Source organism: Bradyrhizobium sp. SSBR45G, from assembly GCF_030159255.1.
In the GTDB taxonomy this organism is placed as follows: Bacteria; Pseudomonadota; Alphaproteobacteria; order Rhizobiales; family Xanthobacteraceae; genus Bradyrhizobium.
In genome coordinates this window covers 34040-56075 of sequence record NZ_BSCT01000026.1, presented here as the reverse complement: position 1 = coordinate 56075, position 22036 = coordinate 34040, and the positions used below count along the sequence as shown (strand labels likewise).

At 61.4% G+C, this 22036-nt stretch carries 19 protein-coding genes; 17 read left to right on the top strand and 2 right to left on the bottom strand.

The features are described 5' to 3' along the window. Positions 1–6 precede the first annotated feature (6 nt). Complete coding sequence (locus QQL87_RS25580; RefSeq protein WP_284421728.1) at positions 7–828, top strand: enoyl-CoA hydratase-related protein; 822 nt, start codon at positions 7–9, stop codon at positions 826–828. A 146-nt stretch (positions 829–974) separates the two neighbouring features. On the opposite strand, the gene QQL87_RS25575 is transcribed toward QQL87_RS25580, so the two are convergent. Next, the gene (locus QQL87_RS25575; protein WP_284421727.1) at positions 975–1613 is read right to left on the bottom strand and encodes a TetR/AcrR family transcriptional regulator; all 639 of its coding nucleotides are present in this window, start codon (positions 1611–1613) and stop codon (positions 975–977) included. 159 nt (positions 1614–1772) lie between these two features. Between QQL87_RS25575 and QQL87_RS25570 the strand changes: the two genes are divergently transcribed. The 7 genes from QQL87_RS25570 (at position 1773) to QQL87_RS25540 (ending at position 8566) form a co-directional block, all read left to right on the top strand. After that, on the top strand, positions 1773–2600 hold the full coding sequence (locus QQL87_RS25570; RefSeq protein ID WP_284421726.1) for an oxidoreductase: 828 nt from the start codon (positions 1773–1775) through the stop codon (positions 2598–2600). A 100-nt stretch (positions 2601–2700) separates the two neighbouring features. Then, complete coding sequence (locus tag QQL87_RS25565; protein WP_284421725.1) at positions 2701–3564, top strand: alpha/beta fold hydrolase; 864 nt, start codon at positions 2701–2703, stop codon at positions 3562–3564. Positions 3565–3596: 32 nt separating this feature from the next. Beyond that, on the top strand, positions 3597–4601 hold the full coding sequence (locus QQL87_RS25560) for an NADP-dependent oxidoreductase (protein WP_284421724.1): 1005 nt from the start codon (positions 3597–3599) through the stop codon (positions 4599–4601). 59 nt (positions 4602–4660) lie between these two features. Continuing rightward, positions 4661–5449, top strand: coding sequence for an SDR family NAD(P)-dependent oxidoreductase (locus QQL87_RS25555; protein ID WP_284421723.1), 789 nt, complete (start codon positions 4661–4663; stop codon positions 5447–5449). 205 nt (positions 5450–5654) lie between these two features. Next, a complete protein-coding gene (locus tag QQL87_RS25550) occupies positions 5655–6749 on the top strand; it encodes an alkene reductase (RefSeq protein ID WP_284421722.1) in 1095 nt (364 codons plus the stop codon). 114 nt (positions 6750–6863) lie between these two features. Continuing rightward, the gene (locus tag QQL87_RS25545) at positions 6864–7709 is read left to right on the top strand and encodes an alpha/beta fold hydrolase (RefSeq protein ID WP_284421721.1); all 846 of its coding nucleotides are present in this window, start codon (positions 6864–6866) and stop codon (positions 7707–7709) included. A gap of 77 nt (positions 7710–7786) precedes the next feature. After that, a complete protein-coding gene (locus tag QQL87_RS25540) occupies positions 7787–8566 on the top strand; it encodes an SDR family oxidoreductase (RefSeq protein ID WP_284421720.1) in 780 nt (259 codons plus the stop codon). A gap of 228 nt (positions 8567–8794) precedes the next feature. On the opposite strand, the gene acuI is transcribed toward QQL87_RS25540, so the two are convergent. Next, positions 8795–9781 carry an acrylyl-CoA reductase (NADPH) gene (acuI, locus tag QQL87_RS25535; protein WP_284421719.1) on the bottom strand — a complete coding sequence of 329 codons (987 nt, stop codon included), beginning with the start codon at positions 9779–9781 and terminating at the stop codon, positions 8795–8797. A gap of 533 nt (positions 9782–10314) precedes the next feature. On the opposite strand from acuI, the gene QQL87_RS25530 reads away from it, so the two are divergent. The 9 genes from QQL87_RS25530 (at position 10315) to QQL87_RS25490 (ending at position 21979) form a co-directional block, all read left to right on the top strand. Continuing rightward, positions 10315–10659, top strand: a complete 345-nt coding sequence (locus tag QQL87_RS25530; protein ID WP_284421718.1) for a winged helix-turn-helix transcriptional regulator — start codon at positions 10315–10317, stop codon at positions 10657–10659. A gap of 816 nt (positions 10660–11475) precedes the next feature. Beyond that, on the top strand, positions 11476–13059 hold the full coding sequence (locus QQL87_RS25525; RefSeq protein ID WP_284421717.1) for a class I adenylate-forming enzyme family protein: 1584 nt from the start codon (positions 11476–11478) through the stop codon (positions 13057–13059). A gap of 95 nt (positions 13060–13154) precedes the next feature. Then, positions 13155–14354 carry an ABC transporter substrate-binding protein gene (locus QQL87_RS25520; protein WP_284421716.1) on the top strand — a complete coding sequence of 400 codons (1200 nt, stop codon included), beginning with the start codon at positions 13155–13157 and terminating at the stop codon, positions 14352–14354. 193 nt (positions 14355–14547) lie between these two features. Continuing rightward, the gene (locus QQL87_RS25515; RefSeq protein WP_284421715.1) at positions 14548–15339 is read left to right on the top strand and encodes a crotonase/enoyl-CoA hydratase family protein; all 792 of its coding nucleotides are present in this window, start codon (positions 14548–14550) and stop codon (positions 15337–15339) included. A gap of 57 nt (positions 15340–15396) precedes the next feature. Next, positions 15397–16185 (top strand): SDR family oxidoreductase, encoded by a 789-nt coding sequence (locus QQL87_RS25510; protein WP_284421714.1) that lies wholly within the window; start codon positions 15397–15399, stop codon positions 16183–16185. 254 nt (positions 16186–16439) lie between these two features. Next, positions 16440–17414, top strand: coding sequence for a helix-turn-helix domain-containing protein (locus QQL87_RS25505; protein ID WP_284421713.1), 975 nt, complete (start codon positions 16440–16442; stop codon positions 17412–17414). A 200-nt stretch (positions 17415–17614) separates the two neighbouring features. Then, positions 17615–19021, top strand: a complete 1407-nt coding sequence (locus QQL87_RS25500; RefSeq protein WP_284421712.1) for an aldehyde dehydrogenase family protein — start codon at positions 17615–17617, stop codon at positions 19019–19021. Between the two features lie 49 nt (positions 19022–19070). Next, positions 19071–20666, top strand: coding sequence for a GMC family oxidoreductase (locus QQL87_RS25495; RefSeq protein WP_284421711.1), 1596 nt, complete (start codon positions 19071–19073; stop codon positions 20664–20666). Positions 20667–20725: 59 nt separating this feature from the next. Continuing rightward, complete coding sequence (locus QQL87_RS25490; RefSeq protein ID WP_284421710.1) at positions 20726–21979, top strand: ABC transporter substrate-binding protein; 1254 nt, start codon at positions 20726–20728, stop codon at positions 21977–21979. Positions 21980–22036 lie beyond the last annotated feature (57 nt).

The following is a 22036-nucleotide window of genomic DNA, read 5'->3' as shown; positions in this document are numbered from 1 at the left end:
AAGAGCATGACTGATGAGTCGATCGCGATCGATACGGAGACGGACGAACTGCTGTGTACGATTCGGGATCGCGTCGCAGTGATCACCTTGAACCGACCGCAGGCACGAAATGCGCTGTCCGACCATCTCACACCGGCGTTGCGGCTGATGATCAGGCGCTGTGGCGACGATCCCGAGGTCGGAGCGCTGATGATTACGGGCGCCGGCGCTGCTTTCTGTGCCGGAGGCGATATCAAGGGGATGGGCGCCAGCTCCGTTGCGCCGGCCATGTCGTTCGACGACAAGGTTGCGCGACTAAGGGAACGTCAGCGGACCTTGACCGGTGTGCTCGTCTCGGTACGCAAACCCACCATTGCTGCCTTGCCGGGGCCGGCGGCCGGCGCCGGACTTGCGATCGCACTTGCGTGCGACATGCGCATCGCGGCCGAATCCGCCATCATGACGACCGGCTACGCCAAAATCGCGCTGCCGGGCGATTACGGCATTTCGTGGCTGCTGACCCGGTTGGCCGGAACGGCGCGTGCCCGCGAGCTGATGTTCTTGTCCGAACGGATCGATGCTCGGCGCTGCGAAGCGTTGGGGCTGGTGAATCGTGTGGTGCCTGATTCCGAACTGCAAAGCGAGGCATTTGCGATCGCCAAGACGTTGGCGAACGGTCCGGCGAGCGCCTATGCGTTCATCAAGGACAATCTCGACCTGGCGCTATCTGCGGATCTTTTGACGTCATTGGATCAGGAGGCTGAAAAGATGGTCCTCGCGGCGAGTACCGACGAGCACACCGAAGCGGTGCGCGCCTTCATCGAGAAACGTGTCCCAAGCTACAGATGAGATGACTGCAAGGTTGCCTTGCAGCGCTCCAATCCCGGTAACAGCGAACTCCAGGCAGAGCGCGCTCCGACCGGGCGGGGCCGGCAGTCCGGAATGCCTGTGACGAGAAGACAGCAATGCCTCTGCCTCTCTGCTGCCGCGTTGGGTCACTGCTCGGCCGATTTCTTTTCCGGTGATGGTCCGGCGATATCCGCAACCACGGCAGCCATCAGCGCTTCCGCCAAGGGGGCATCTGCAATCACCCGAGACAACATGACGGCTCCAACCATCTCCGAGAGGATAGCTGCGGGATGTCGACCGCCGGTGCATCGCGGGGAGGCGGACGACAGTTTCGCAATCTGGTCGAGATACAATTGAATTGCCTTGGTGAAGACGGCGCGAAGAGCGGGATCGTCGCTCCGCGCAGCGTCCGCGGCCAACGCCGGCAGGATGCAGCCGGAACCCGGATTATCGCGATGGGCCGTTGACACATAACGTTCGACGAGTGCGCGAAGCGGATCCGGAGGCTGTTCGGCCAGTCCAGCTTTCAGCAACGCCATCGTTTCCGCGATCACGCGTTCGCCGGCTTTGACGGCCAGATCATCCTTCGACGCGAAGTTGCGATAAAAGCCGCCGTGAGTCAGGCCGGCTGCTTTCATGATGTCGGCAACGCCGATCCCGTCGAAACCACGCTGACGCAGCAGGCGCGCGGCAGTCTCGATGATCTGCTCGCGGTTCTGCGCCGCCTTTTCGCGCGACACCCTCATGTTCTGCTCACTCCGTTGGCCGCAGGACCAGACCTGCATCTGTTGGTCCGAGCTAGGGCCGAGCGTTCTCAGATTCGCAAAAATTTCGCTTGACATTATTGATGACGATCATCATCTATCATATTAGATGATGGACGTCATCAAAAATATGAACGTGCGTCACGCTTGCTCAGCGCCTCACGCAAAAGAGGTATAATAATGCCAAATTCGAACGCGCATCCGCGCCAAAAGACCGCGTTTGTCACCGGCGCGTCGGGTGGCATCGGCAGGGCTGCTGCTGTCGCTCTGGCGAATGCCGGCTACCGGGTGATTGGAACCAGTCGGCGCGCCGCTTCTGGCTCGGTCCGCGACGGGACGCAGATGATTGCGTGCGATGTGACGTCGGATGAATCCGTTGCCGAAGCCGTAGCTCAGGCGCATGCCGAACTCGGGCAAATCGATCTGCTGGTCAACAACGCCGGGGTCGGACTCACCGGCGCAGCGGAAGAGAGCTCGATCGCACAGGTCCGTTCGTTGTTCGAGACCAATTTCCACGGCACCGTGCGGGTGACCAATGCGGTGCTGCCGATCATGCGAGAGCAACGTGCCGGACGGATTCTCAATGTCGGTTCCGCGGGTGGCCTCGCTCCCATGCCCTACATGGCCTACTACTCGGCGACCAAGCATGCGCTCGAGGGGTATTCGGAATCGCTGGATCACGAGGTCCGCGAGTTTGGTGTGCGTGTCGCCGTCATCGAGCCGGCCGCCACTCGGACCTCGTTCGAATCCAGCACCGTGAACGCCGACGGGACGGTCGACGCCTACGCCGCGAGCCGGGCGAAGTATCTTGTCGCGTTCGAGCGCGCGATGGCGATTGCGGGCACCGCTGAAAGCGTGGCCGAGACCATCGTGCTCGCAGCGCTCGATAAGGCTCCGCGCCTGCGTTACGCCTCCGGCAAGGACGGGCGACAGATTGCATTCGCACGCCGATTTCTTCCTCGGTCTCTGTTCGACAAGATCGTGCGCAAGCAATTCGGATTGGGGTGATCGACCTGTGCACTGGCGCGCAAAAAGAGGGTCGGGTCATCCGGCTGAATATCTCTTCCATCATGGGATTTTCGGTCCGAGCCGGACAATGGAGAAAGCCATGACGAGTACGATTGCCAACAGCGGGCAGGGGGGACGCTACATCGATGCGCCTACTCTCTCCGTCAATGTCGGGGGGACCAGCTTCGTCTACCGCGATATCGGCCCCCGCGGCGGCGTACCGGTCATTCTTCTCAATCATTGGGGCGCGGTTCTGGACAATTTCGATCCGCGGATCGTCGACGGCCTCGCCAGCAAGCGTCGCGTCATCGCGACCAACTACCGGGGGGTCGGCGCATCGGGCGGAACCGCGCGTGTCACCATCGATGAAATGGCGCGGGATGCGATTGCCTTGATCCGCGCGCTGGGCTTCGAGAAGGTTGATCTGTTCGGTTTTTCCCTCGGCGGATTTGTCGCGCAGGATATCGCGCTGAAAGCGCCGGACCTCGTGCGAAAACTCATTCTGACCGGCACCGGCCCGGCGGGCGGCGTAGGGATCGACAAGGTGGGGCCGGTGTCATGGCCGTTGATGATCAAGGGCTTGCTGACACTGCGAGACCCAAAGTTTTACCTGTTCTTCACGTCCACCGTGAACGGTCGCCGGGCTGCACGGGAATTTCTGAAGCGGCTGAAGGAGCGCAAGGCAGGTCGCGACAAAGGACCGACACCGGAAGCCTTCTTGCGGCAACTCAAGGCGATCAGGAGTTGGGGCCAGCAGGCGCCTCAGAATCTCGGCAGTCTCCGCATTCCGGTCCTGATCGCGAATGGCGACAACGACATCATGGTGCCGTCCGCCAACAGCATCGACATGGCACGACGTATCCCGGGCGCACAACTCATCATCTATGAGGATGCCGGCCATGGCGGGATCTTCCAGTACCACGCCGATTTCGTGCCCAAGGCCCTATCCTTCCTCGACGCCTGACGCCCCGACGCTACCTCGATTGGAGAGACACCATGAAGGCCTTCGTTGTCGACAAGTACAAAAAGAAGGGCGCCCTGCGCCTGGCCAATTTGCCGGAGCCGGAGTTGCGGGACGATGATGTCCTGGTTCGGGTCCATGCAACGGGTGTCAACCTCATCGACTCCAAGGTCCGGGATGGAGAATTCAAGCTCATCCTTCCGTATCGTCCGCCTTTCATTCTGGGCCACGATGTGGCCGGGGTCGTCGTCAGGGTTGGCCCTCGGGTGCGGTTGTTCAAGGTGGGCGACGAGGTCTACTCTCGACCGCGCGATCATCGGATCGGAACATTCGCAGAATCCATTGCCATCAATGAAGCGGACGTGGCGCTGAAGCCGAAGAACATCGGCATGCAGGAGGCCGCCTCCATCCCGCTGGTGGGGCTGACCGCCTGGCAGGCGTTGGTAGAGGTCGGCAGGCTGAAGCCCGGGCAGAAGGTCTTCATCCAGGCCGGCTCCGGCGGCGTGGGGACTTTTGCCATCCAACTCGCCAAGCATCTCGGCGCGTTCGTTGCAACGACGACAAGCACGAAAAATGTCGAGCTGGTCAAAGGTCTCGGCGCGGACGTGGTCGTCGACTACAAGACGCAGGATTTCGAGAAGAGTCTGTCGGGCTACGATCTGGTCCTGCACAGCCAGGGCGCCAAGGAGCTCGAGAAATCCCTGCGTGTGTTGAAGCCAGGCGGTCTTCTCGTCTCGATCTCGGGGCCGCCCGACCCGGAATTCGCCAAGCAACTGGGCTTGAACCCATTCCTGAAACTGTTGATGCGCCTGTTGAGCCGAGGCGTGCGGAAGAAGGCCAAGAGCCTCGGTGTGCGCTTCACGTTCCTGTTCATGCATGCGCAGGGGCAGCAACTGAGCGAAATCACATCCCTGATCGAATCCGGCGTGATCCGCCCGGTCGTGGACAAGGTCTTCCCGTTCGACAGGACCGGTGATGCGCTCGCTTACGTCGAGACCGGGCGCGCCAAGGGCAAGGTCGTCATCACCGTAGCAGGCTAGAGCCTTCTGCGGCCTCATCGAAATCGCAACGCCCGTATGGGCTCCCATAGAGAGTCATCATGGCTGAAAATCCCGTCGTTCTCATCACCGGTGCGTCCTCGGGCATCGGAGCGACCTATGCAGACCGCTTCGCTCGCCGCGGCCACGATCTCGTGCTCGTCGCCCGCGACAAGGCGCGAATGGAGACGCTTGCTGCCCGGCTCCGCGCCGAGACGGGTGTTGCCATCGACGTTCTGCAGGCCGATCTCACCAACCCGGCGGAGCTCGCAATGGTGGAAACGCGACTGCGTGACGACCGCCGCATTGGTGTCCTCGTCAACAATGCTGGCGCAGCCCTGGGCGGGACCTTTGTCGCGCAGGCAGCCGACGATGTCGGACGTCTTGTCGCTCTCAACACCACCGCCGTCGTTCGCCTCGCCAGCGCGGTGGCGCCGCGGTTCGTCGAGGCTGGCGAAGGCGCGATCGTCAACATTTCTTCCGTGGTTGGGCTCGCGCCGGAGTTCGGCATGTCGGTGTATGGCGCGACCAAGGCGTTCGTGACGTTTCTGTCCCAGGGACTCAGCCTCGAGCTCGGTCCCAAGGGCGTCTATGTCCAGGCGGTGCTGCCTGCTGCGACACGGACCGAAATCTGGGATCGTGCCGGTGTCGACGTCAATACGCTTCCTGTGGTGATGGACGCGGGAGAGCTGGTCGACGCTGCGCTGGTTGGCTTCGATCGACGTGAGCCCGTGACGATCCCGCCACTCCACGACGCCGGGCAGTGGGATGCCTATCAGGCGACTCGGCAAGCAATGCTTCCGGGTATGCGGCAACAATACGCCGCTGCCCGCTATCACGAGGCGTCCTGAATGATATTGGTGCGATTGCGGCACAAGCACTCAGCTCATCGTTTTTGAAATCGCCGGAAGGCGTAGCTCGAATCGATCGCCGGTGGTCGCACGCGGCCGCTGCCGCCTTTGTGCGCTCGTCGGCATATATGGACGATCCCGGAGCGCAAGGCGGGATCTGAACGTCCAACTGACAAGTCCTCAAACTCCAGGATATAGGTGACAGATGACTAGCAAGACGCTCTTTGAGCCGTATGTCCTCGGCTCTCTTACACTGTCCAACCGGATCGTCATGGCGCCGTTGACGCGCAACAGAGCAGGCGTCGGGTTTGTGCCGGGCGATCTCGCTGCGCAATACTATGCGCAGCGCGCCTCGGCGGGCCTGATCATCTCGGAAGCGACCCAGGTCTCGGAGCAAGGACAGGGCTATCAGGACACGCCCGGCATCTACACGCAGGCACAGATCGACGGCTGGCGAAGGGTGACCGGTGCCGTTCACGACAAGGGCGGACGCATCTTCCTGCAGCTCTGGCACGTGGGTCGGGTGTCGCATGTCGACCTGCAGCCGGGGGGCCAGCCTCCGGTGGCGCCGTCTGCCATCAGGGCGCAGACCAAGACCTTCGTGAACAACACCTTTGTCGACGTCTCGGAACCTCGGGCGCTCGAACTCGGCGAGATCCCCGGCATCATCGCGGATTTCCGTCGCGGCGCCGCCAATGCGATTGCTGCCGGATTCGATGGTGTCGAGGTTCACGGCGCCAACGGGTACTTGCTCGACCAATTCGCCAAGGACGGGGTCAACACACGTACCGATGCATATGGCGGATCGATCGAGAATCGTGCCAGGCTCATGCTCGAGGTGACGGCTGCCGTCGTCGACGAAGTTGGAGCGAGCCGGACCGGGGTTCGGATTTCGCCGGTGTCGCCTGCCAACGGCGTGTCCGCAACCGATCCACAGGCACAGTTCGACTACATCGTCACGAAGCTCGATGAGCTCGGTATCGCCTACCTCCATGTCGTCGAAGGCGCGACCGGCGGGGCGCGCGACGTTGCACCATTCGACTTCAAGGCGCTGCGGGACAAGTTCAAGAACACGTATATCGCCAACAACGGCTACAATGTCGACCTGGCGACGACGCGGCTGCGGGAAGGACTGGCGGATCTGTTTGCCTTCGGAAGGCCGTTCATCGCCAACCCGGACCTCGTCCAGCGCCTGAAGATCGGCGCGCCGCTGGCAAACCTCAATCCGGCGACGCTCTACGGGGGCGGCTCGGCGGGCTACACCGACTATCCGACCTTGGCTGAAGCGGACCGCGCCTGACGCTGTTGGGGCCGCCTAAGCGCGGCCCCATTGCTCGCCCGCCAGCCTCGATGGTCGTCGGGGCGATCGGCTTGGTGGGCGTGGAGCATTGCCTCCCATCATAAGGAGCACATCATGGCAGACACACATCTCACGGCACCGACCCGCAGCATCGAAGTGGACGGCGATCGCTTCGCCTATCGTCGCTGGGGCAACGCGGCTTCTGGACAGCCTCCGCTGTTCTTCCTGCAGCATTTTCGTGGTGGCATGGATCATTGGGATCCGCTCATGACAGACGGGCTGGCGGCTGGCCGCGAGGTCATTCTGTACGACTACCGCGGCTGTGCATCGTCAACAGGTGCGCCGCGCACCCGCATCGAGGACATGGCTGATGACGCGGCAAAGGTGATCCAGGCGCTCGGCATTTCCAGGGTCGACGTCGTGGGGTTCTCGCTCGGAGGAATGGTCGCGCAGGATCTGACACGACGTCATCCGGACCTCGTCCGCAGGCTGATGTTGCTTGGCACCCAGCCGCGCGGCGGCCGTCCCGATCCCGATCCGAAGATTTTCGAAGTCGCACCCCGGCCGTTGCCGACGGTCGACGACTTCCTGTTTCTGTTCTTTGGTCCCTCCGAGGCGGCGAAGCAGGCCGGTCGCGACTTCTGGGAACGTCGCCACCAGCGCAAGGACCAGGATCCGCCGAGTTCGCCGGAGTTCATGCAGGCGCAGATCGCCGCGAACACCGCCTTCGTTGCGCCGCTCGATCCGGAAAAGCCGTTCGCCCATCTCACCGAAATCACCCAGCCGACCCTGGTCGTCAACGGCGTCAACGACATCATGATCGCCACGATCAACTCCTGGCATATGGTGCAGAACATTCCGAATGCTCAGTTGATCGTCTACCCCGATGCCGGTCACGGGGCGCAATTCCAGTATCCCGACAGGTTTCTGAAGCACGCCATCCAGTTCCTGGACGAGTAGCGACGATCCCCTGACAGGATGGAGTTGGAAGGTGATGCCAGCAGGCGCGCCATCATCGAAGTACCCGAGGGAGCAACATGACTCATACCGACCGCGGTGTTGAAACGACTATGCAGGACGCCGCACTCATTGTCGGCGGTGGGCCCGGCATCAGCTCGAGTTGCGCCAGGCTGTTCGCTAAAAACGGCATGCGCGTCTGCGTCGCAGCCAGAAACCCTGAAAAAGCGGTCCTTGAAGCTCTCGAGAAGACGCATGGCGTGCGTCGCTACGCCTGCGACGCAAGCCAACCGGCAGCCGTGGCACAGCTGTTCTCGAATGTCGTTGGAGATGTCGGGACGCCGAGGCTTGTCGTGCACAACATCGATGGTCGGGTTGCCGGCATCTTTGGCAAGAAGGTTATCGAAGCCGATCCGGACATGGCGCTTGAAACTCTTCGAAATTCGGCATTCAGCGCGTTCCTGGTCGGTCAACAGGCCGCTCGCCTCATGCTTGGAAACGAGCCCGACGCCAATGGCGCAAGAGGAACGATCATCTTCACGAACGCCAGCGCGGCGCTCAAAGGCTTCCCTTCGAGTGGCGCCTTCGCGATGGCATGTCACGCCAAGTCCGGTCTCGCGCAGAGCATGGCAAGAGAGCTGATGCCGCAGGGTATCCATATCGCGAATGTGCCGATCGACGCCGCGATCGGCTGGACGCAGGAGGACGGGACCCGCGCGCACCGGTTGGCGGGAACAACTATCGACGACAACATGGCCCACCCTGACCATATCGCAAAGACCTATCTGCAACTGCATCGTCAGCATCGGTCGACGTGGGCGTTCGAGGTCGTGCTCCGACCTTGGGTCGAAAAGTGGTGACGTGAGCTTGCAGCGCCGACGTAGCCATGGTCGAATCTGACGGGATCGAACATGCAACTGTCGCGATTGAGAACAGCGTCAGGGCCACGACAGGCGTCGGACCGAAATCGCTATTCAGCCGTTTGGGCCGTCACACTTGTATCCGTTGAGCACATGACGCGCCTCGACGGCGCGTCCTAAGGTCGATGACCCGGATCAGCGCCGCCCGGCTTGCCTGTCGCGGCTTAGCTACGCATTCACGTCGACGACGGTACGGCCCTGGACCGTTCCTGCGAAGATCTGCCGCGCCACATCAGGGACCTCTGCAAGGCCGACCACGTGTACCGTTCGGGCGAGCTTGTTCAAATCCAGATCGCGGGCCAAACACGACCATGCCTCGATGCGCGCCTCCTGCGGCGCATTGACCGAATCGATGCCAGCAAGCGTGACGTTCCGCAGGATGAACGGCAGAACTGTTCCCGGAAGATCGGCGCCCTGGGCCAAGCCGCAGGCGGTCACTACGCCGCGGTATTGCGTCTGCGCCAGCGTGTTGACCAGCGTATGGCTGCCGACGGAGTCGACGGCGCCAGCCCAACGCTCGCGTGCAATCGGCGCTCCTGGCTCCGAAAGTGTGCGTCGATCGATGACATCGGCCGCGCCGAGACTTCGCAGATAATCGGCTTCCGCGAGGCGTCCAGTCGATGCAACGACGCGATAGCCGAGATCGGAGAGCAGCGCGATCGCAATCGAGCCGACGCCGCCATTGGCGCCGGTGACGAGAATGTCGCCACGCTGCGGAGTAATGCCGCCATGTTCGAGGGCGAGCACCGACAGCATCGCGGTGTAACCGGCCGTACCGATCGCCATGGCGTCTTTGGTCGAAAACGGACTTGGAATCTTGACCAGCCACTCGCCTTTGAGCCGCGCCTTCTGAGCATATCCGCCGTGATGGGTCTGACTTAACCCCCAGCTGTTGGCGACGACGCGGTCGCCGACGGCGATGCCGGGATAAGAGGATTGCTCCACTGTTCCAGCGAGATCGATGCCGGGAATGAGGGGAAACTGGCGAATGATCTCCGTGCGCCCGCTAAGGGCCATCGCATCCTTGTAGTTCACGGTCGAGTAATCAACGGCGATCGTAACGTCGCCGGGCATGAGTTCGCCTTCGGTCATGTCGACCACGCTGGTCGTCATCGTGCCATCTGTCTTTGCTGCCAGCAGTGCCTTGAACGCCATCGCCATATCCCCGGTCGGTGTTGGGTTGAGGCGGGAGTTAGGGGCGCGCGTGTTTTTCTGCAAGAAGGCACAATTAAAGCTCATACTATCATTTATGGACGTACGCGACGCTCGCCGGAGCGGGAGCCGGGCTTGGCCGATTTGACACAATAGGCCTGATTTGGCGACTTAATGTCCCTAGGCGCGGGCAGGCAGCCCGTTGCCAGGGCCCGTTCGTCCGGTCGCTCTCGTGCGAGTCGTCGCCGACAACCCACCCTGCAGGGAAGCCGTCGCATCTGTTGTATTGTAATCGTCATGTGATATTTAAGAGGAGAACGATCGGGACAATCGCTCCTCGATGGTATCGACAGTTGCCCCAAAGGGCGTCATGGGAGCGGCACGATCGAAAGGTCACGCAGTGGACGTCAGCCTTGCGGACGCGGTGTCGTATCCTGCCTGCATTCAGAGTGCACATGTCGCGGCAGTCGCGGTCATCTATGGAGGTCTCGATGCGCCCAAAGAGATTTGACGCGAAAAGCGGATGTGCCGTCGGAGTGACGCTGTCCGTCATCGGTGGCATGTGGAAGCCACTGATTTTGTTTCATCTCTTTGCGGGCAAGAAGCGGTTCATGGAACTGTCGCGAGCCATCCCCAACGCCACGCAGAGGATGCTGACGCTTCAGCTGCGCGAACTGGAAGCGGATGGCGTGATCGTGCGCCATGTCTATCCGCAAAGCCCTCCGAAGGTTGAGTATGAAATTTCTGCTTTCGGCCAGAGCCTCGGGCCCGTCCTGCTGTCGCTTCGGACCTGGGGCAAGCGATATGGAAGTTCAGTTGAAGGCGTGCCCCAGTTGCACCATGCGCTCGACGATCATCACCCAGACGCATGCTCCTTGTGACGGAGAGTGATGCTTGAGGACGTGATTCGCGGGTCGAAGCGGATCGAGAACGGGTTGCCTGCCGTTCCCGACGTACCAGGAGTTCGCCCTGAATGGAACGAACACGCTGTTGCGGCGAACCAGCTTCGCTGAAGTTGGTTCTGCGCGTAGGGCGTTTCCAGGGGCGTGATGCCGTCTTCGACAGCGACAGGCGATGTGGCGATGGCCCCACGCGCAACGATGCTGTTGCGTTCCGGATGTCCTAGTACCTCCGTGAGCGCCTTTGCGCCACGTCATTCAGTTCGCGCTTCAAGGCTTTGAATCGCCGTCGGACTCGCATCAAGGCCGCGAGGATCGGGAGCGACCGTTGCCGGCGGCCTGGTCCGGGTTTCGGCTTGCTTGGGCAGGCGGAATTTGGTGCGCTGCAATCTCATTTCATTGCCGCGTCCTTGGATACCCGAAGAGTCGAGTTGCCTGGACGGCCGCACGCGTGCCGGGACCCAACTGAAGCATCTCGGACCTGCGAGCTCAAAGAAGGCCTCCGCGCTGGTAGCCGCGCCAATGAATTTCGAGCGGGGAACGCAACGACTGTGCGTGCCAACGCGCAATGTGCTTGGCAGGCGAGTTTTGAGTCACTCGAAATGGTCGAGGTAATTCCAAATCGGAATTATGTGTTCTGATCCACGTGGCGAGCATTTATGGCAACGTGCGGCTCGTCGAACTTGACAGTTCTATTTTAGAACGGTTTATTTGGCTTGCCGATGGAGGTGATGTGGCGAACCTTCCCGTTTGAAGGGGCGACGCGGCACTCTCGAAAACAAGGCAGGGGAGGACGGCATGAGGAGCGTTGAAGCTATCGCTGCGTCCGAATTGCTGGACGGCCTGCCGTCCAGGGTGCACGAGGTCTACGCGCCATTCGTGCGGGACGTTCCGGATCAGCCGGCCTTTCTGGAAGGCGGGCGTTCGTGGAGCTACCGGCAGTTTTCCCACGCTGTCGACGCTGTGACGAAGGATTTCGCCGATCTCGGGATCAGGGCCGGCGATCGCGTGATGATTGCGAGCGAGAACAGCGTGGCTCTGGGAGCGATGCTATTCGCGACCAGCAAGCTCGATGCGTGGGGCATCCCGGTCAATCCCCGCCTGTCGGCCCGGGAAATCGATCAGATCGCAACGCACAGCGGCGCGAGGCGCGTGCTGTTCAACGCGGCAGTCTCGAAGGAAGCCGCCGATCACGCCACCCGCGTCGGCGCCGCGATCCGCGCCGTGGGGCCGTTTGGTGGAATTGGCATCGGTCCTCTCAATGCCGATGCGCAAGCGGAGCCCGTCGAGAAGGATGGTGCGCGGCAGGTTGCGGGTCTGCTTTATACATCGGGCACGACCGGTGCTCCAAAGGGCGTGATGTTGAGCCATCGCAACCTTCTCTTCACCGGAAGGGTTTCGGGGCTGCTGCGCAAGAGCGGTCCGGCCGACCGCATCTATGGCGTACTGCCGATGTCCCACATCGTCGGCTATTCGGTTCTGCTGATTGCAACGTTGATGCATGGCAGCACTCTGCACGTCGTGGCCAAGGCCGATCCCGCCGCGCTGGCGCATGCCATAGCCAACGAGGGCATTACGAGCCTGTTCGGCGTACCCGCCACATATCAGCGTCTGCTCGAGTACAAGGCGGTCAAGGGTCTCCAGCGGCTCGAACGGGGCAGGTTGCGGGTCATGTCCGTCGCCGGCGCTCCCCTTGACCTCGATCTCAAGAAGCGGATCGAGGACGAGTTTGGAATTCCACTCTTGAACAACTATGGCATCACCGAATGTTCGCCGGGCCTATCTGGCGTGCGATCGGAGCATCCTGTCGCAGACGAGTCGGTCGGCCCCTTCCTGCCCGGGATCGAGCATCGGATCGTAGGCATGCAGGGTCAGGAGGTCGCGACCGGCGACGTCGGCGAATTGCATGTCCGGGGGCCAAATGTGATGCTTGGCTACTATCGGGCTCCGGAGCTGACGGCCGCGGCGATCGATCGCGAAGGCTGGTTCAACACCGGAGATCTCGCTCGGGTGAATGGCGAGGGCCATCTCTATATCGCTGGCCGGACCAAGGAACTGATCATCCGTTCCGGCTTCAACGTCTATCCCGCCGAGGTGGAGGCAGTCTTGAACTCGCACGATCAAGTCGTGCAATCGGCCGTTGTCGGGCGATCGGTGGACGGCAACGAGGAGGTCGTCGCGTTCGTGCAGCTTCTTCCCGGCGCACAGGTGAGCGCCGAGGACTTGAAGTCTTATGCGGCTCAACAACTCACGTCGTACAAGCGTCCGACGGAGGTGATGATCCTCGAGGCTCTGCCATCAGCCTCCACCGGCAAGATACTCAAAAGCAAGTTGCGCGAGTTGGCGATCGCTAGGACATCCGACGCGGCGGCTGTGGGCTGATCTATTCTGGCCAATCGCCAAGCCGCTCGGAGCGGAAATCCAACCGCCCGGGAAGAAAACGTGAGCGACACAATCGTCGCCGGAGGGAGACGTCTATGTTGAGAATGACCATAGCTGCAGTCGCGCTCGCGGCCTCGATGGTCGGCGCGACCGCCCATGCGGAAACGCCGGGGGTTACCGAATCGGAGGTGAAGATCGGTGCGACGTTCCCGTTCAGTGGTCCGGCGTCGCCGCTCAGCAATACCGGCAAGGGCCTGATCGCCTACGTCAAGTCGATCAACGATCGCGGCGGAATCAACGGGCGAAAGATCAACCTCGTCACCTACGACGATGCCTACAGTCCGCCGAAGACCGTGGAGCAGACCAGGAAGCTCGTCGAAAGCGACGAGGTCGCCTTCCTGTTCGGCCCGCTGGGGACGCCTGGCATCAGCGCCACCATCAAATACGTCAATGCCAAGAAGGTACCTCACCTTTTCGTCGTCAGCGGAGTCACAAAGTTCACGAACTTTGCGGAATTTCCAATGACGACGACGGGCTTGCCGAGCTACGACACCGAGGGACGGATCTACGCGAAGTATGTCACTCAAGCTCGTCCGGATGCGAGGATCGCCATCCTCTATCAGAACGACGATCTCGGTAAGGACTTCGTCAACGCGTTCAAGGGCTACCTGAAGGACGATTTTGACAAGAAGGTCGTCGCGTCATCGTACGAGGTGACGGAGCCGACCATCGACTCCCACGTCGTTTCGCTGAAAGCGTCGGGCGCAGAAGCCTTCCTGGTTGCCGGAACGCCAAAATTCGCGGCGCAGGCCATCAAGAAGGCCGATGAGATTGGCTGGAAGCCCCTGTTCCTGATCAACTTCGTTTCGAGCTCGGTATCGTCGACCATCGTTCCGGCAGGATCGGACAAAGCCATTGGCATCGTCGCCGCCACGATCACCAAGGATCCGAACGACAGCAAATGGGCCGACGACGCCGGTATCAAATGGTACCGTAGCTATTTCGCCGAGTACCTGCCCGGCGCCGATATCGGGGATGCCAATTATCTGTTCGGTACGCAACAGGGACAGATCCTGGAGCAGGTGCTCAAGCAGTGCGGCAACGATCTGTCGCGTGAGAACATCGTCAAGCAATCGCGGAGCATCCGCGGTCTGTCGCTGCCGACCCTGATTCCTGGCGTGACGATCAACACCGGTCCCGACAGCAGCATGGCGTATACGCAGCTGCAGCTTCAGCGCTGGAACGGCCGCACGTGGGATCAGTTCGGCAAGGTTCTCAGCGCCGAGGACAAGTGAGCCAAGCGACTGCTGAATGGGAGAGCCCGCTGAGCCGACAGCTGGAGGCGAGGGGCTCCGCCAACGAGCATCAACGGCGATCCAGATCTCCTGGAGCCAATGCGTGGCGAACGTCCCAAGCTGGCTGGAAAAGAAGCGGCGACTGCATCGGCCATCGACCTGCATTCGCTAGAACGAAGTTGGAGACAAGCAGATGAGCGAGACGAAAGTCCAGGTCGGCCAGATCCGAACCGAGGTGCACGGACGTGTCCTCAAGATCATCATCGACAACGTGGCGAAGAAGAATTCGTTCAGTCCGCAGATGATGGCGCAGATGTCGGATGCGATGACGCTTCTCGACCGGACGGACGATTACTGGGTCGGGGTCCTCTGCGCCGAAGGCCCTGATTTCACCGCCGGGCTGGATATGCCGAAGTTCTTTGGTCCAAAGGCCGAGAACACCGAGATCAAGGCCGGAAACATCGATGCGTTCGCGCTGAAAAACCGTTGCCGCAAGCCGATCGTGACGGCAGTGCAGGGAATCTGTTTTACGATCGGCATCGAAATGATGCTGGCTGGCGATATCGTCGTTGCGGCCGATGATGCCCGGTTCTGCCAAATGGAGTCGAAGCGCGGAATCGCGCCGCTCGGGGGCGCGCACTTTCGCTATCTGACCCGGGCCGGCTGGGGAGATGCGATGTATCATCTGCTCCTGTGCGACGAGTTCAATGCGGCCCGAGCGTACAAGATCGGGTTTGTCCAGGAAGTCGTCGCTCCCGGCCAACAGATTGCCCGCGCGATGGAAATCGCACAACTCATCGCCAAGAACGCGCCGATCGGCATCCAGGTGACCAAGGAAGCCGCACTGAAATACATCGAGGCGGGCGAGACGGCTGCAATCGACTACATCCCTACGATCATGGATCGCGTCTTCAGCAGCGAAGACATGAAGGAAGGCATCCAGTCTTTCGTGGAACGTCGCTCGGCAGTATTCCGCGGGAAATAGAGAGCCCGCAGACGACATGATCGCGCAGCAGAACTCCGCCCACAAGACGAGTTGACCATGGGAAGCATCAAGAAGGCATTCGATCTCACCGGCAAGAATGCCCTCGTGACAGGCGGCTCTCGCGGACTTGGTCTGCAGATCGCCGAGGCCCTGGGCGAGCAAGGGGCTCGGGTGTTGATTTCGTCGCGCAAGGCGGCAGATCTGGAAAAGGCCCAGGCGCATCTCACCGCTCTCGGCATCAGCGCGGAGTGGATCGCTGCGGACAATACCAGGGACGACGACGTCAAGCGGCTCGCTGACGAAGCAATCGAGAAGCTCGGCCGGGTGGACATTCTGGTAAACAATGCGGGTGCAAACTGGGCTGCGCCGACCGAGGATTACCCGATCGAGGCGTGGGACAAGGTGATGAATCTGAACATCCGTTCGTTGTTCCTGCTCAGCCAGCAGGTTGCGAAGCACTCGATGATTCCGAACAAATATGGCCGCATCATCAACGTCGCTTCGATCGCGGGCCTGTTCGGAAGTTCCGGGGATATGCAGATGGTCGCCTACAATACGAGCAAGGGTGCGGTGATCAACTTCACGCGGGCGCTGGCGGGGAGCTGGGGACGCTACGGAATTACGGCCAATGCCCTGGCGCCCGGCTTCTTCCCGTCGAGGATGACGAAGGGTACGATCGAGGCTGTCGGTGTCGAAAAGCTCGCCGCCGGCGCGCCGTTGCGCCGCATCGGCGACGAGGACGATCTGAAAGGCGCCGTGGTTCTCTTCGCCAGCGACGCCGGCAAGCATATCACCGGACAGAGACTTGCTATCGATGGCGGATTGACGTCGGTCATATCAGGCTAGGAGATAGTCAAAGTTCAGGCGGGCCGGTAACTGGCGCCGGTGTTTGGCTGTTCTCGATCCCAAGTGCCGCGTTATCCTTAGTGGTGTCCTAAGGAGGACTTGAGCCACGTGACGGCGGGCACTGGGGGACGCCAGGACCTGCAAAGGAGCTCGGCCGGGCCAATCGAGGAGAATTGAATTTCTCCGGGCAACGCTATAGTTTCGTCCGGAAACGCAAGAAATGCACGGCATAGGTGCAAACCGGGGAGACGGTCATGGAGCTTACGCGGTTTCGCGAATTCTCGCCGGACGTTTATCGCGAGTATCTCCTCGACGAATGGTCCAGCTCACTCCGTTCGGTCTGTGGAAATTTTCAGTCGAAGCCGTGCGACGGGGTGCGCAGCGTGACCGGGCGGGTGCACTCCTCCGCCGCGGGCGGGATGGAGTTCGTGCAGGTCGCAAATGACCTTGCGATCATACGGCGGGATCTCGACGACATCCGCAAGGACTACGGCGAAAATCTCTTCCTGCTGCTCCAGATCGAGGGCGAATGCGGCATTGAGCAGTATGGGCGACAGACGATCGTCGCGCCCGGCGACTGCGTTCTGGTCGATTCCTCGAGCCCATCGACCTTCCATTTTGGTGGGCAGTTCTCCAACCATCTGTCGGTGCATTTGCCACGGCAGATCTTCTTTTCCGATCGGTCGACCCGTGTAGACGTTTCGCGTCGTGTGGGAGCCGACGATCCGATGTCTTCGATCCTGCGAGGCCTGGTTGCCAAGCTCATGACGACGGACAGCGCCAACAAGCGGGCGCCGGAGTTGCGTCAATTGTTGTTCAGTGCAACGCGTCAGGCGTTTGCGTCGGACGACGCTGACGAGTTTTCAGTCCAAAGTGATTGTGCACATCAACGGATCGAGATCGTTCAAATCCTCATCGATCGTCACCTGACCGAGAAGAAACTCACGCCACAATGGCTGGCCACTCGCGTCGGGGTTTCTCTGCGAACCCTGCAAGGCGACTTCAGTGTGCTTGGCACGACGGTGAACTCGCTTATCCGTACACGTCGCCTCCACTATGCGCGCGATCAGCTCAGCCTCGTTCGCGAGGGGACCGTCACCACGATTGCCGAGGTTGCGTACAATTCGGGGTTCAACGACATTTCCTACTTCAACCGTTGTTTCAAGCGCGTATTTTCGTGTTCGCCGAAATCCATCGTGCGGGGCGGTATTTCCGGTAGTCCAAGCTGAGGCCCTGCGGCCTCGGAACTGGGCCTTAGAGGTGTAGGAGTAGCATTGGGAGCTCGCCTGCGTTCGCAGTTGCGCTCCAGGAGCCTTCCTGCCAAAGCCCGGCCTTGCGTGTTTGTCCAATTCGGTCTGCGACGGAGTCCAAGACAGTTGCAGGGCAATGCTCTCTCTTAGCTCAAAATGCTCAGGGAGGAGTATCGCTGATGAAACCGTTCGGGCTCGTCGTGGGTGGCAAGTCGATCGAAACCGCTCGCCATTGCGACGTGCGTAATCCATCGACAGGCGATGTCGTTGGACGCATGCCGCTTGCGACCGCCGCCGATCTGGATGCGGCGGTCCTCGCCGCAACACGCGCATTCGAAGCCTGGCGGAAGGTCCCGGACTCCGAGCGTGCCGACGCCTGCCGGCGGATAGCCGCTGCGATCGAGCGCAATGGCGAAGAGCTTGCGAAGCTTCTGACGCTCGAACAGGGCAAGCCGCTGGGCGGCCTTGGATCGCGGTTCGAGATCGGCGGCGCCGTGGCCTGGACCCGCCACACCGCCGAGATCGAATTGCCGGTCGAGGTGCTGCAGGATAATCCGGAAGGGCGGGTCGAGCTCCACCGCAAGCCGATCGGGGTCGTCGCTTCGATCACGCCGTGGAACTGGCCGGTGATGATCGCCTGCTGGCACATCATTCCTGCGCTGCGTGCGGGCAACACGGTCATCATCAAGCCGTCACCCAACACCCCGCTGTCGACGATCCGGCTGGTCGAGATCATCAACGACGTGGTGCCTCCGGGGGTCGTCAACGTGATCACCTGTGACAACGACGTCGCGGCGGCGCTGTCGCGCCACCCGGGAATCGCGAAAGTGACCTTCACGGGTTCGATCGAGACCGGCCGAAGAATCATGGAGAGTGCCGCTCCTTCGCTCAAGCGGCTCACGTTGGAGTTGGGCGGCAACGATGCTGGAATCGTGCTGCCCGACGCCGATCCCAAGGCCATCGCCGAGGGCCTGTTCTGGGGCTCGTTCATCAATTCCGGTCAGACCTGCGCGTGCCTCAAGCGGCTCTACGTTCATGACAGCATCTATGACGACGTCTGCCGGGAGCTCACCGCCTATGCCAGTGCAGTGCCTGTCGGTGACGGCCTGTCGGAAGCCTCGGCGCTCGGCCCGGTCCAAAATCGAATGCAATTCGACATCGTGTCCTCTTACGTCGAGGAAGCCCGCGCCAAGGGCGGACGGATATTGCTGGGCGGGAATCCGGAGGGCGGACCGGGCTTTTTCTACCCCGTGACTCTCGTCGCCGACATCGATCACGGTTGCCGGCTCGTCGACGCCGAGCAGTTTGGTCCCGCGCTGCCGATCATCCGCTACCACGATGTTGCGGAAGCCATAGCGAAGGCCAACGACAGCCCTATGGGGCTCGGTGGATCCGTCTGGGGCAGCGATCTCGATCGGGCCAAGGCGGTCGCCAGCCAACTCGAGTGCGGAACGGTTTGGATCAACAAGCACGGGGCGATCCAGCCCAACGCTCCCTTCGGCGGAGTCAAACAATCGGGCTTTGGCGTCGAATTCGGCGCCGAAGGATTGAAGGAATTCACCACTGTCCAGACTGTGTTCTGTTGACCGGTGGGGAGCTGAGGGTCGTTGCAGGCAATCTTTCCAGAGGCGGGAAATGACGGCAGGGTTTGACTATATCGTCGTGGGCGGTGGTTCGGCGGGCTGCGTGCTCGCCGCGCGTCTATCGGAAAGTGCGACCAACAGGGTGTTGCTGATCGAAAGCGGCGGCAAGGATAGCGATCGCTACATCCATATCCCCGCGACCTTTTTCAAAGTGATTGAGAAGGGCGTTGACGTCCATTTCTACGCCTCGGAGAGCGAGAAGGGATTGAACGGGCTCCCCTCGATCGTGCCGCAGGGCAATGTTCTCGGCGGCGGCAGTTCGATCAATGCCATGGTCTACATCCGCGGGCAGAAGCAGGACTACGACAGCTGGGCGCAAATGGGTTGCCGGCATTGGTCGTACGACAAGGTCTTGCCGGTGTTTCGCGCCCTCGAAGGCAACCAGCGCCTCTCCGACGAATTCCACGGCGCGGAGGGGCCTTTGAAGGTCTCTGACCGCCCCTACGGGCATCCGATTTCCTGGGCCTTTATCCGCGCCGCGCAGGAAGCGGGCCTGCGCTACACCGAAGACTTCAACGGCGCGCACCAGGAAGGCGTTGGCTTCTACCAGACCACCACGCATGACGGCCGCCGCCGATCGTCCGCCGAGAGCTTCCTTCGCGATGCCGAAGGGCGCGCGAATCTCACCATCCTGACCGGCAAGCGTGTGCACAGAGTCCTTTTCGAAGGCAGGCGCGCGACCGGCGTCGCTCTCGAAAGCGGCGAGACCTATGGCGCGCACCGGGAGGTGATCCTCTCGGCCGGCGCCATTGCAACACCGAAGATCCTGCAGCTCTCGGGCATTGGTGACGCCGCCCACCTCAAGAGTCACGGCATCGATGTGGTCGCGGACCTGCCGGGCGTTGGCGAAAACTACCAGGATCATCTCGAGGCAACAGTTCAGGCAGAGATCAGCATCCTCTCGCTGCTCGGTCAGGACAAGGGATTGGCCGGCGCGAAGCACATGCTGCAGTACATGCTGACCAAGACCGGCCTGTTGACATCCAACGTGGTGGAATGCGGCGGCTTCGTCGATACCTCCGGCACCGGCTCGCCCGATGTGCAGTTTCACGTCCTGCCCACCTTCATCGGTTTCGCGGAACGGCAACAGGAGCCCGGTCACGGGATTTCGATCGGGCCGTGCTTTCTCCGGCCGCAGTCGCGCGGAACCGTCAAGCTGCGTTCGGCCAATCCAAAGGACCCGGCCCTGTTCAACGCCAACGCGCTGTCCAACCCTGCGGACCTCGAGACGTTGGTGCGCGGGGTCGAACTGGCCATCAGGATAACGGAGGCGCCATCGCTGGCCCGCATCGTCAAGCGACGCGCGCTGCCCAAGCCCGGCGTGGAAAAGGATCCGCAGGCTCTGCGGGACTATGTCCGCTCGGTATCCAAAACCGTCTTCCACCCGGCCGGAACCGCGAAGATGGGGGCGCCCGGCGATCGCATGGCGGTCGTGGGCGAGGATCTGAAGGTGCGGGGTCTCGACGGGCTGCGCGTGGTCGACGCATCGATCATGCCGACGCTGGTCTCGGGCAACACCAACGCACCCACCATCATGATCGGCGAGCGCGGCGCGCGTTTCATTTTGGGCAAGGAAACGGCGGCCTGAGAGACGCCGAACAAAAGAAACTAGTCACAATCAACACGAACCCCGGGGAGGGAATATCCATGAAGCGCCACAGGTCGACCATCATTGCAGCAGGCGCAGTGCTCGCGCTGACGTCAGGCTCGGCGTTGGCAGCACCGAAATGCGGCTTGAACAACGGCACCAAGGCTACCGGCCAACCGATCAAGGTCGGAGCCGTCGTCGGCCAAACCGGACCCGACGACTTCTCCGCTTCAGCAAAGGCGGCGAAGGCCTATTTCACGTGTGTCAACGCGAATGGTGGCATCAACGGCCGTCCGATCGAATATCTCATCCAGGACGATCAATGGAATCCTGAAGTCGCCGGACTGGTGGCTGCCAAGCTGGTCAAGGACGAGAAAGTTGTCGCGCTGGTCGCCAGCGGCTCGTTCGTCGAGATGGGCGTCAACGCAAAGCTCTATGCCGCGGAGGACGTCATGTCGATGGCGGCCGCGTGCGCGGTCTCCGAATGTTTCGAGTCCAAGAACATCGTTTCCACGAATGAAGGGCCACTGCCTTCGAGCGTCGGCGCAGCCCAATGGGCGGTGACCAAGCTGGGTTCGAAGAACGTCATCTGCATAGGCCTCAACATTCCAAGCGTGGGGCAATATTCCTGCGGCTGGACCGAGAAATACATGCAGTCGAAAGGCTTGAGCGGATCGTCTATCCTGATGGACCCAGCCTCGGCCGACATGAACTCGGCCGTGTTGCGCGCCGTGGCCTCCGGCGCGGATACCGTTCTGGTCAATCTTCCAGCAGGGATGGCGGCGGGTTTTCTCAAAGTTGCGCAGGAGCAGGGCATCCGCGACAACTTCAAATGGATCTCGTCGACGCCGCTTTACGACAAGGCGATCCCCGGCATTCTTGGCGACCATTGGGCGGGTGTCATGCACGTCAATATTGAACTGACGCCGATCGAGGGCAAGGGTCCCGATGCGACGAACTGGCGTGAGGTTCTCGACAAATACGGCACGGCCCAGGACAAGCGCGACACGTTCAGCCAGTCAGGATATCTGTCCGCACGCTTCTTCGTCGATGCGATGCTCAAGCTCGATCCGGCCAAGATCGATCGCAAGAGCGTCAGCGAGGCAATCCGGGCCATCAAGAACGAGAAGTCCGACCTGTTGTGCGGCCCGTATTATGTCGGCGACGGCGATCGCCACATGCCCAACCACGCCAACATGATGGTGCAGATCGCAAAGGACGGCTTCAAGGTCGTCGGTGAATGCACCGGCGTCGACAGCGCCTATCTCGACCCGATCATTGCGCAGGAGAAACGGCTCGGTATCGGCAAGTAGTCGCCACTCGCGCCAGTTCGGCCTTCACCGCTCCGATCCTTCGCAGCGGTGGAGAGC

Bases quoted from the DNA above. Each gene is read 5' to 3' on its own strand.
- QQL87_RS25570 (WP_284421726.1), top strand. From the start codon at position 1,773: ATGCCAAATTCGAACGCGCATCCGCGCCAAAAGACCGCGTTTGTCACC.
- QQL87_RS25490 (WP_284421710.1), top strand. From the start codon at position 20,726: ATGAAGCGCCACAGGTCGACCATCATTGCAGCAGGCGCAGTGCTCGCG.
- QQL87_RS25525 (WP_284421717.1), top strand. From the start codon at position 11,476: ATGAGGAGCGTTGAAGCTATCGCTGCGTCCGAATTGCTGGACGGCCTG.
- acuI (WP_284421719.1), bottom strand. From the start codon at position 9,781: ATGGCGTTCAAGGCACTGCTGGCAGCAAAGACAGATGGCACGATGACG.
- QQL87_RS25520 (WP_284421716.1), top strand. From the start codon at position 13,155: ATGTTGAGAATGACCATAGCTGCAGTCGCGCTCGCGGCCTCGATGGTC.
- QQL87_RS25505 (WP_284421713.1), top strand. From the start codon at position 16,440: ATGGAGCTTACGCGGTTTCGCGAATTCTCGCCGGACGTTTATCGCGAG.
- QQL87_RS25550 (WP_284421722.1), top strand. From the start codon at position 5,655: ATGACTAGCAAGACGCTCTTTGAGCCGTATGTCCTCGGCTCTCTTACA.
- QQL87_RS25500 (WP_284421712.1), top strand. From the start codon at position 17,615: ATGAAACCGTTCGGGCTCGTCGTGGGTGGCAAGTCGATCGAAACCGCT.
- QQL87_RS25495 (WP_284421711.1), top strand. From the start codon at position 19,071: ATGACGGCAGGGTTTGACTATATCGTCGTGGGCGGTGGTTCGGCGGGC.
- QQL87_RS25510 (WP_284421714.1), top strand. From the start codon at position 15,397: ATGGGAAGCATCAAGAAGGCATTCGATCTCACCGGCAAGAATGCCCTC.
- QQL87_RS25580 (WP_284421728.1), top strand. From the start codon at position 7: ATGACTGATGAGTCGATCGCGATCGATACGGAGACGGACGAACTGCTG.
- QQL87_RS25555 (WP_284421723.1), top strand. From the start codon at position 4,661: ATGGCTGAAAATCCCGTCGTTCTCATCACCGGTGCGTCCTCGGGCATC.
- QQL87_RS25545 (WP_284421721.1), top strand. From the start codon at position 6,864: ATGGCAGACACACATCTCACGGCACCGACCCGCAGCATCGAAGTGGAC.
- QQL87_RS25560 (WP_284421724.1), top strand. From the start codon at position 3,597: ATGAAGGCCTTCGTTGTCGACAAGTACAAAAAGAAGGGCGCCCTGCGC.
- QQL87_RS25515 (WP_284421715.1), top strand. From the start codon at position 14,548: ATGAGCGAGACGAAAGTCCAGGTCGGCCAGATCCGAACCGAGGTGCAC.
- QQL87_RS25540 (WP_284421720.1), top strand. From the start codon at position 7,787: ATGACTCATACCGACCGCGGTGTTGAAACGACTATGCAGGACGCCGCA.
- QQL87_RS25565 (WP_284421725.1), top strand. From the start codon at position 2,701: ATGACGAGTACGATTGCCAACAGCGGGCAGGGGGGACGCTACATCGAT.
- QQL87_RS25575 (WP_284421727.1), bottom strand. From the start codon at position 1,613: ATGCAGGTCTGGTCCTGCGGCCAACGGAGTGAGCAGAACATGAGGGTG.